General features: G+C 37.0%; 6 protein-coding genes and 3 pseudogenes. 6 read left to right on the top strand and 3 right to left on the bottom strand.

Annotation, left to right across the window (positions count from 1 at the left end; all coding sequences use genetic code 11):
• The first annotated feature begins 42 nt into the window (after nt 1-42).
• The gene (locus tag EO95_RS04720) at nt 43-972 is read left to right on the top strand and encodes an SDR family oxidoreductase (RefSeq protein WP_048132625.1); all 930 of its coding nucleotides are present in this window, start codon (nt 43-45) and stop codon (nt 970-972) included.
• Nucleotides 969-1,793, top strand: a complete 825-nt coding sequence (locus tag EO95_RS04725; protein WP_052733504.1) for a glycosyltransferase family A protein — start codon at nt 969-971, stop codon at nt 1,791-1,793. Before EO95_RS04720 ends, EO95_RS04725 begins: the two co-directional genes overlap by 4 nt.
• Before the next feature lie 410 nt (nt 1,794-2,203).
• Here the strand turns inward: EO95_RS04725 and EO95_RS18165 are convergent.
• Nucleotides 2,204-2,302: pseudogene (locus EO95_RS18165) on the bottom strand (IS200/IS605 family transposase); the annotation flags it as partial.
• A gap of 417 nt (nt 2,303-2,719) precedes the next feature.
• Here EO95_RS18165 and EO95_RS04730 point away from each other — a divergent pair.
• Nucleotides 2,720-3,217, top strand: a complete 498-nt coding sequence (locus EO95_RS04730) for a DapH/DapD/GlmU-related protein (RefSeq protein WP_162197346.1) — start codon at nt 2,720-2,722, stop codon at nt 3,215-3,217.
• 369 nt (nt 3,218-3,586) lie between these two features.
• Nucleotides 3,587-5,226 (top strand): annotated as a pseudogene (locus EO95_RS04735) (IS1182 family transposase).
• 29 nt (nt 5,227-5,255) lie between these two features.
• On the opposite strand, the pseudogene EO95_RS04745 reads toward EO95_RS04735, so the two are convergent.
• Both EO95_RS04745 and EO95_RS04750 read right to left on the bottom strand, forming a co-directional pair.
• Nucleotides 5,256-5,531: pseudogene (locus EO95_RS04745) on the bottom strand (transposase); the annotation flags it as partial.
• A 303-nt stretch (nt 5,532-5,834) separates the two neighbouring features.
• Nucleotides 5,835-7,007 (bottom strand): glycosyltransferase family 4 protein, encoded by a 1,173-nt coding sequence (locus tag EO95_RS04750; RefSeq protein WP_048132631.1) that lies wholly within the window; start codon nt 7,005-7,007, stop codon nt 5,835-5,837.
• 133 nt (nt 7,008-7,140) lie between these two features.
• Between EO95_RS04750 and EO95_RS04755 the strand changes: the two genes are divergently transcribed.
• Complete coding sequence (locus EO95_RS04755) at nt 7,141-8,295, top strand: glycosyltransferase (RefSeq protein WP_048132633.1); 1,155 nt, start codon at nt 7,141-7,143, stop codon at nt 8,293-8,295.
• Between the two features lie 56 nt (nt 8,296-8,351).
• Nucleotides 8,352-9,935: oligosaccharyl transferase, archaeosortase A system-associated (locus tag EO95_RS04760; RefSeq protein ID WP_048132634.1), on the top strand; the 1,584-nt coding region annotated here is incomplete at its 3' end.

Below are 9,935 nucleotides of genomic sequence, written 5' to 3' on the forward strand. Positions count from 1 at the left end.
GAGTCCGTCTCGTGGGCTCGGAGATGTGTATAAGAGACAGATATTGGGGGGCGGGTAGCGCACTACCTTAAAGAGAATGATCCTCAATCAAATATATTTCTGACCACAAGGAATAAGAAAAGCAGGAAATTACCTCTCTGGGCTGAAAAGTTTACAGTTTTGGATATGGATGTTCTTAATGAGGATTCTATTGATTACTGCTTAAAAAATAAAAATATCGATGTTATTATACATCTTGCAGCTATGAATGAGATAGACTCAATGAAAAATCCTGAGTCTGCCCTAAACGTAAATACTCTGGGTACGTATAAACTGTTAAAGGTTGCACATTCTAATAATATTAATCGTTTCATCTATTTTTCTACATTTCATGTTTATGGGGAACCAACGAGTCCAATAATCACTGAAGAATCTCCTACTAGGCCTTTTCATCCATATGCAATAACTCACCGAGCTGCTGAAGATTTTGTTGTGTTTTTTAACCATTACTATGGCATGAATACTTTAATATTCAGGTTATCTAACAGCTACGGTTATCCAATGGATAAGGAGATTAATAGGTGGACACTTGTTTTTAATGATTTATGTAGACAGACTGTTACTACTGGCAAAATTGTTTTGAAATCCTCAGGTAAACAATACAGAGATTTCATACCATTACATGATGTAGCAAGAGCTGTGCACCATTTTCTCTTTGTTAAACCTGAATACTTGAAGGATGGTATTTATAATTTAGGCGGCAATTGCTCCATGTCAATTTTAGATGTAGCTCAGAGAGTATCAAGTGTATATCAATCAAAGTATAAAGATAAGTCTATTGATATAATAGTGAAATCCGATGATAATTCCGTGGTCCCAAGACCTTTTGAATTCAGTATAGAGAAACTTTTGGGAACCGGATTTACTTTAAAAGGCAACTTACTTTATGAGATTGAAAAAACAATGGAATTGTGTGAGGAGTTTATCATATGAGCTCAAATGATAAATCAGCACTCGTATCCATAGTTATGCCGACATATAACCATGCCAGATTCATTGGTGAAGCCATAGAATCCGTCTTAACCCAGACATATGGTAATTTTGAGTTAATAATCATCGATAACTATTCTACGGATAATACTGCAGAAATAGTTGCATCGTATAATGATGATCGTATTAAATACTTAAAATTCAGGAATCATGGAATCATTGCCGCATCAAGAAATCATGGTATAAAAAATTCAAATGGGAAATATATTGCTTTTCTGGATTCTGATGATGTCTGGCTTCCACAAAAATTAGAACTGCAGTTTAATCTAATGGAGTCAAATCAGGAAATAGGTATGTCTTATGTTTTATATTCTCATTTATTAGACGATACATCGTCAGTAAAAGGTATATTTCCAAAACCAAGCTCTAGGCTAAGAGGAAATGTTTTTACTTCTCTATATCGTAAGTCAGTAATTGCAAACTCTGGTGCTATGGTACGAATGGAAGTCTTCAATGAATTAGGGCTGCTGGATGAAAACCCTAAATTAGTCACTATTGAGGACTATGAAATGTGGTTGAGGATAGCCAGATCAAGACCTATAGACTATGTGGATAATAAAAGCCAGTTATTATACAGAATAAGAAATGATAATGCTTCAAATCTGACGAAATTGTTTACGAAGCTGCAAAGGGAAATGTTTCTTGCCAATAAATATGCTCATGATGTCGGGAAACTTTCTTATATTAATGTTATATTTTCTAAGACAATTCATTTAATTTATGACAGTATAATTCCAATCGGAAGGCAACCGGACATCTTTTAATTTTTTAACGATGGCGCTTTTGATAAAAAAACACGTTACTTCCTATGCTAAACATTATTGCGAAAACGGATATCCTGCTTTCGGCAGATTTATATCTTTTGTGAGATTTTTAGCAAACATAAAAGCAGTCAATGGCGGTTTAATTTCCTTTACTTTGGTTGGTTTAAAATTCCCCACTTTTTGATATAACCTAAATACATAATCTCAACTAAATATAAACGGAGCACCAAAAAATATAAAATTAAGAAATTTTACTGCGGAAAGTGCGATATAAAGTTTTCTCGATTTTTTATAAATTTCCCGTTTAACATAAGCGGTTGTTACTTATTACTGATATTAATTATCTGGCTGCCTGTAAAGGATAGTGTATGCTTCGGGTCGCATGCTCGTTTCTCAGGAATCGTTAATATTCTTTGACCACATTTTCTTAATCTAAATGATTGAAACTCTGATTTCGGTTCCCTCTGTGATTCCTTAATATAGTGCTTGATTGCGTCAGTTGTTACATTCTAATCTCATGGTCATGGTGCCAAGAAACCTCCTTTTACAAAGAAACGATGATTTAGAGATTTAAAGAAAAAAAGGCGAGGGTTCACTTCATCCCCTACCTAAAGAGGCTGTCCGACAATTCAATTTCAGGGCAAAAACATGTAAAAATAAGGGTATAAAGCCTTTAAATCGAATAAAAGGAATTATGTTATTACTGGTGGTAATTGTCGGGTGGCCTGTAAAGGGCGGGATATTCGTGACCCTCTGCACTCCTAAAGTAATAAACATTGAAGTGTTTATTTCATATATAATTCTGGAATATTAAGCAAATAGATTGCAATTTGTTCTATGGAATTGGCAGCTAATAGAGGGATTCTATGTTAATGCATTTGTGTGTGGAAATCTACTCAAAGATTTTGAAGTTGCGCTCAGATATTTTGTACAAATTATTAACTAACCGTGGATTAAAAATTGGAAGTAATTGCAGTTTCCAAAGGAACGTTTATCTTGATTCTCAATTTCCTTGGCTGATATCCATTGGAAATAATGTTACTTTAGCGATGAATGTTGTCGTTCTTGCACATGACGCAAGTATGAAGCGAAAGCTTGGATATTCAAGAATTGGAAAAGTAAATATAGGCAACAACGTATTTATTGGAGCTGGGACGATTGTGCTGCCAAATGTAACAATTGGTGAAAATTCGATTATTGGTGCTGGGAGTTTGGTTAGTAACAACATTCCTCCAAACGTGGTTGCTGCGGGAAATCCTGCAAAAATGTTGTACACAATTGAAGAATTTTGGTCAAAGCATAAATCTTCTATGAAGCACAGGCCCTTATACGAAGAGAATTTTACAATAAGTAAAAACGTTTCACCTGAAATGAGAGAACAGATGGTACTTCAGATGGTATTGGGAGAAGGATATATTCGCTGATATAAGTAATTCAGTCATGCCCCATTAGCTGGTTGATTACTACGGGAGCGCGGAGGGTCACAAATACCCCACACCCTTCAGGTCGGGGGATGAAATGAACCTTCTCCTCTTTTTGGTTTCTTTCAAATATCTATATCATCGCTTCTTTGTAAAATGAGGTTTCTTGGTGCCATGGGAACAGGAGTTGGGAATGCAACTCTATATTAAGGAAATCTTGTCAAAGGATACTAAACTATTCCCAAGAACCGGGCGTGCGGCACGAAGCATACCCCGTCTTTACAGGCTGTCCGATAATTCTCGTGGATAATTAAGTTTTCCTGTTTGAATATAAATCAGATTTTTATAATTTTGTTTTGAAGATTTGGAGTTATGGTTTTCATCAAATCTTCAAAAGATCAAGTTTGGACTTTTCCTCATGATATTCTAAATCTTATTCCACCAGATCATATCTGCTATTTGGTTGAGTCTTTTGTAGATGAGATGGATTTTAGTGAATTTGAAATAAGGTATAGTGGTTCTGGACATCCTTCTTATCATCCGTGCATAATGTGCAAGATTTTGATTCAATCTATGCTTGATAGAGTTCGATCATCGCGAGCGATAGCTCGCAATGTTCGAGAAAACATAGTTTACATGTATTTAGCTGAAAACCTGCAACCTAATTTTAGAACAATCAGTGACTTCAGGAAAAATAATGAAAAATTGATCACGGAAGTGTTTAAAAATACGGTAAAGGCAGCTAAAGATCTTGGAGTAATAGGTCTGGAGCAATTAAGCATAGATGGGTCTATAGTAAAAGCTTCTGCGTCAAAAAATAATGTAGTTTTGGAAGAAGTCTTGAGAGTAATTGGAGAATATGTTAACAATGAATTTAAAAAAGGTATTGAAGTAGACAAACTTGAAGATGAACATTTTGGTAACTGCCGTGGTTACGATCAGTTGAATGAAAATGGAAAATACAAAGTAAAATCTGTAGTTGCGAAGTACATAAAACAGGTAAATAAGGCCAAATCTGATGATCGAGAAAACGTGCTCAAAGATAAGATTAAGGAAGCGCTTACTGAATTCGAAAAAGATAGTATTGAGAAAGTAAGTTTGACTGATCAAAAATCTCGGTTTATGAAAAATAAAAAGGGAACGTTTGAGCTGGCATACAATACTCAAATCACGGTAGATCATAAACTGGGGATTATCGTTTCAAATGATGTCTGCCAAGACAGAAGTGATATGCATCAATTGAAGTCGCAGATTGAACTTGTAGAAGAAAATTGTTGTTTGTTGAAAAAAGGAACTAAAGTATGTGCAGATAGTGGATATTATAGTGGAGAAAACATTCATTATTTAAACACTAAGAAATTGGATCCATATATTCCAGAGATAAAAGAAGCAAAAAAAGAAACGTTAGACGTTGAAGAGAACAGATTTGATATAGAATATTTTGAGTATGATGAAGAAAATGATTAATTTATTTGTCCTGAAAATCAAAGATTGAAGTTTTCATATGAAAGCTATGAGGAAAAAAGGAAGAGAACATGCAGAGTTTACAGGGGAACTGAATGTAAGAAATGTGGAGTTAGTAAAAATTGTACAAAAAGAAAGGATGGAATTAGATATTTAAAAATCGCTAATTTTTTGAAAGAAAGAAAACAATTAGCAGATAAGATGAAAACAGAAGAAGCAAAAGAAATTTTTGGGCAAAGAAAGCAGGTAGTAGAACCTGTGATTGGAAATTATAAAGAGAATCTGGGGTTTAGAGAATTTTTAACAAGAGGATTAAAATCCGTAAAGAATGAATTTAATTTGGTGTGTATTGCCGCCAATTTAAGGAAAATCTGGATTCACTTAATGAAAACGAGCTAATTGGAAGAAAAAGTCAAAATAAATGGAACTTTCCCTGTTGAAAAAAGGAATAGGGAATAGAATGCAAATTCCATAAAGCTCTAAAGTTCCGGTTTAGCTCCGATTATCACGAGTTATTACTACAAGTAATTGTAGGACAGCCTGTTTAGGGCGGGGTGGCCGCATGCAATTTGATTTATTCATCAGTAAGTTTACGCTTTCTTCCTTCGCCAAAGTTTGGTATTAAGGCGGCATAGCCTCCTTTATTCCAATCATCCTGCCAATAATAACCACATTTCTTAGTGACTCCAACTTTGGTAGCAGCTTCTTCGACAGAATCTCCCAAATACCTAAATTTGACAAAATAGAGCCTTTTCAGCACTCTTGAATTGTTTTCATGTTTGATTAAAGAGTTAAGTTCATCAAGAATTACCTTTCGCCTATATTCGGCAGGTCGACATAATATTTTAAACATTTTTCTCGCTGCCGTTTTTGAATTAACAATCTCTAAATGAAATCGTTTGATAACGTTTATATACTCAAAATCTCGATCCATATATAAGTAAGAGCATGTGTATGGAATCTACAGATATTGGATGTAATTTCTGAAATAAGGCGAAAAACGGCATCGTGAAAACTTATTCCGAATATACAAGCCACCTGCCGAAAGTAGGCTTTCGATCAATAATAATTTGTTCCTTCCCCAAAATAAGAGAATATGAGCGTTAATGCGTGTAATAGGTTGCGTCAAAGACTATAGTGACAGGCTCTTAAGAATTCAGATATTTTCACAGATACTTTTGGCCAGTTTTTCTTCACTAATTTCATCAATAAGCACTCCGCGGGTCCCTATCATTGCTTCTAGGGCCCCTACATTAAAAGCCACTATTTTTTTTCCATATTCAAGCGCATTATCAACAACTGCCGGGTGTATCTCGGGCACGACTGTGGGAACAACAATCAAGTCTGCGATTTTATATACACTTCCCAGTTTGTCTTTTGTGACCCATCCAATATACTCTACATTCTCAATTTCTTTTTTCAGGTGGCCAGATCCTGCAACAAAAAGCTTTATATTTCTTCGGTTTTGAGACGTGCAGAGCTTAAAAGCCTCAAGCAGGACATCAAATCCCTTTTCTTCAGTCAGGCGACCAATATAGCAAATGGCTTTTCCTTCTCCTTTAATTTTCAAAAGTTTGGCTGTATAGGTGTCATCTTCCTTAATCGTAGACGTGGGAGGAGCCATTACAAATTTCGTTGCATCGATCCCCCAGTCTTTGAAAAGTTGAATCTGGTATTCACTTTGAACTGCTATCTTGTATGAACTGTTCCAGAGTTCCCTTTTTACCAGAAATATAAATGAGGAAAATATACCTATTATAATATTCAAAAAAGCGTTATCTGATTTTGACATGCAATTCCCGCATTCTTTGACCCTTTCTGTAATTGAACACGCTTTCTCCTTCGGATACAGAGGACACAACCAATCGAAGAAAATTATTCTTTTTATCCCCATAAGCATACAAGCGAGGTGTAGAGCAACAGAGAACTGATATGTTTGCCCGATCAAAGCAACAGATGGTTTTTCTTTTTTCAGTATGGAAATCATTCTTAAGAAGATGGTGGGATTAAAGAATTCGTAGAAAGGAAAAAAAAGCTGGCGAAGTTTACTTACAGTATACGGCACATATTTTCCAACTCTTTTAACTTGTGGATGGTTTGGCGATAAGCCGAAAAGGGATAATGATATCACGATGCAAGGAATTTGCTTTTTATTTAGTTTCTCAACAAGTTCGGCAAGTTCTTCAGAAACTCCCCCTCTGAAAGTGGGAACATTTTCTGGGTAAGGTGGAAAAATTGAAGTAATTACGCATACTTTTTGATTTGTTCCTCCTATAGAATCGATGAGTACTTGATAAAGATTTGTTTTTTCGTTTGTTGTGTTAGCCATTTACCAGTGCCTCAAAATTTGACAGTTTTCTTTTGTAGTTTACATGCATCGCAATTCTATTTTTTCAGGAAGTCCTTACTTGCATAAAGTTATGCATAAGTTTAATATAAAGATAATGCAATAGTTAGGTTAAATGGCAGTCACAAAAGATATTTGCATAGTCGGACCTTCCAAGCGTTTTTTAAGTGGTATCAGTTATTACACTATCCGTCTGGCAAATGCCATGTCCGTAAAAAGAGATGTTTCCATCATCTGCTTCAGGCAATTACTTCCCACATTCTTGTTCCCTGGGAAATCCCATGTAGGGAAGAATATCTCCAGTTTAAGTTTCTCATCAAAAATCCCCGTTTTTGACGGCATGGATTATAACAATCCTATTACCTGGGCGGATGCATTCCGTTTTATTAAAAAACAAAATCCGGATGTCATTATTTTACAATGGTGGACCTCTTCGGTAGCCCAGATGCATCTCTTGCTCAAACTCTTTGCAAGTCTGCTCAATAAACCGAAAATAATCATAGAGTTTCACGAAGTTGTGGACCCTTTTGAAGAATCTATCCTCCCGATACGTTTATATTCCAAAATAACAGGAAAATTGCTGCGCAAAAACCTTGATGCCTACATTACACATTCCGAATCCGATAAACAACTTGTTGCCGAAAGGTATGCCATTGCCCCTGAAAAAATCCATGTAATCCCTCACGGGCTCTATGACCAGTACGGGGAGGTGCTTGACAGTAAAAAGGCAAAAGAAGCTCTCTCAATAAAAGAGGAGTTTGTTATCCTTTCTTTCGGCTTGATCCGGAAATACAAAGGGATTCCCTATTTGATAAGGGCTTTTGAGCAACTTCCTTCCGAAGTTGTGCAGAAAAGCAGGTTGCTTATTGTCGGGGAAATCTGGGAAGACCGCAAAGAACTGCTTGACCAGATCGAAGCTTCCCCTTACTCCGACAGGATCACTCTTGTGGACGAATATGTCCCCGACGATAAAGTAAATGTGTACTTCAGCGCCGCAGATGTTGTGGTTTTGCCCTATCTAAGGGCTTCCCAGAGCGGGATTGCGCATATTGCCATGTCTTTTGGAAAACCTGTTGTTGTTTCCGAAGTAGGCGGTCTGAAAGAATCGATGGCTAATTATGAAGGGACTTTTTTTGTTCCGCCTGGGGACGTTGAGTCTATCCGAAAAGCCGTTCTGAATCAATTTGGGAGCGAAAAGTACTATGAAGCTCCTGACCAGAAGTGGGATACAATTATAAACCGTTACATTGAATTAATACAATCAATCTGATTCTTAACTCAAAATTTTGTTTAGTTGCAAAAGTGTACCTCTTAAAGGGGATTATCATGAATTCTGAGGATCCTGTGTCATCATTCAAAACACAAATTAAATCCAGCTGGCCATATGCCCTGGCAGTTTCGATAATTGGCCTTTTAGCTCTTTGGATTAGAATACTTCCTTCAGACTCGGTTTTTTTATCCAACGGGTTTGTAAGGTTCGGGGGCAATGATCCCTGGTACCATATGCGGACTTTAAATGTCCTTCTTGAAAACTATCCCCAAAGGATGTTTTTCAACCCTATGACCAACTATCCTTACGGGAGTTACATACATTTCGGTCCATTGTTCGATCAGATGATCGCCATTACTATTCTGATCCTTGGAATGGGCAATCCCAGCCCGGAGCTTGTTAACTGGGTAGGAGCTTATTTCCCGGCAGTACTGGGAGCAATTACCGTAATTCCTGTATACTATATAGGGAAATACCTGGGAGGGCATAAAACAGGGATACTGGCTGCGATTTTGATAGCCTTTGCTCCAGGACAGTTTTTATCACGTTCAATGATTGGCTTTACAGACCACCATGTGGCGGAGTCTCTATTCAGTACTTTCTTCATGATGTTTTTCATGCTGGCTTTGATTTCTGCAAAGAGAAAAAAAATAAGTTTTGAGCATGTAATTAATAAAAATCTCAGCGTTCTGAAGGAGCCTCTGGTATATTCCATTATGGCAGGGGTCATGTATTCGGCTTATCAGCTTTCGTGGCCAGGAGCTTCTCTTTTCTTATTGGTTGTACTGGTCTATGCCGTGATACAGTATATAATTGATATCTTCCATGGCGAGTCAAGTGACTACCTCGGATTCACAGGCATAATCGCATTTCTGGTAAGCATAATACTCATACTCCCCTTTGTCCACCCTGATATGGGTTTTTCAATGTATCATTACTCATGGTTCCATGTTGCCACAGCTATTGGAGCAATGGCAGGTTTTCTAGCTTTGAGTTTTATTGAAAGAGCATTCAAAAGTAGAAATATAAAAGCCTACTACTATCCTCTGGCAATACTCGGAATTGTCGTTCTGGGACTTTTAACATTAAAGATTGTAGTCCCATCCATTTATTCTCTGATATTAAGCGCTCCAAGTTACGTGTTTGGAGTGCAGACGGGCGGACCAGCCACAATTGGGGAAGTATCCTCGATATTTTACGAGAGTGGAGTTTTTACCCTTTCAAGGGTCTTTGGGAACTTTACAGCCTCAGGTTTCTTTGCTTCACTCCTCGGGATGGTTTTCCTAACGGCAAAACTGTTCAGAAAACCGAAGCCTGAAGAAGTACTGATCCTGATCTGGAGTGCTTTAATCTTTCTTACAATCTACGGCCAGAACCGTTTTGCGTACTACTACTCCATTAATGTAGCAGTTCTCAGCGCCTATGTAGGAGGCCTGCTGCTTGAAAAAGTAAAATGGAACCAGCTCAATGAGAAGTTTAAAAGTAATGTAAAATCTCCGGCAGATATTCCGGGATTTTTGAAGTTCATTAAAATAGAACAGGTTATTGCAGTCCTGATCATCGTAGTTGTTCTTATTTTACCCGTATACGGATCCGCAATGGAAATGACAAAAGGTACTGGCTGTCTCTTATACACATCT

This window comes from Methanosarcina sp. 1.H.T.1A.1 (assembly GCF_000979295.1).
Lineage (GTDB): Archaea > Halobacteriota > Methanosarcinia > Methanosarcinales > Methanosarcinaceae > Methanosarcina.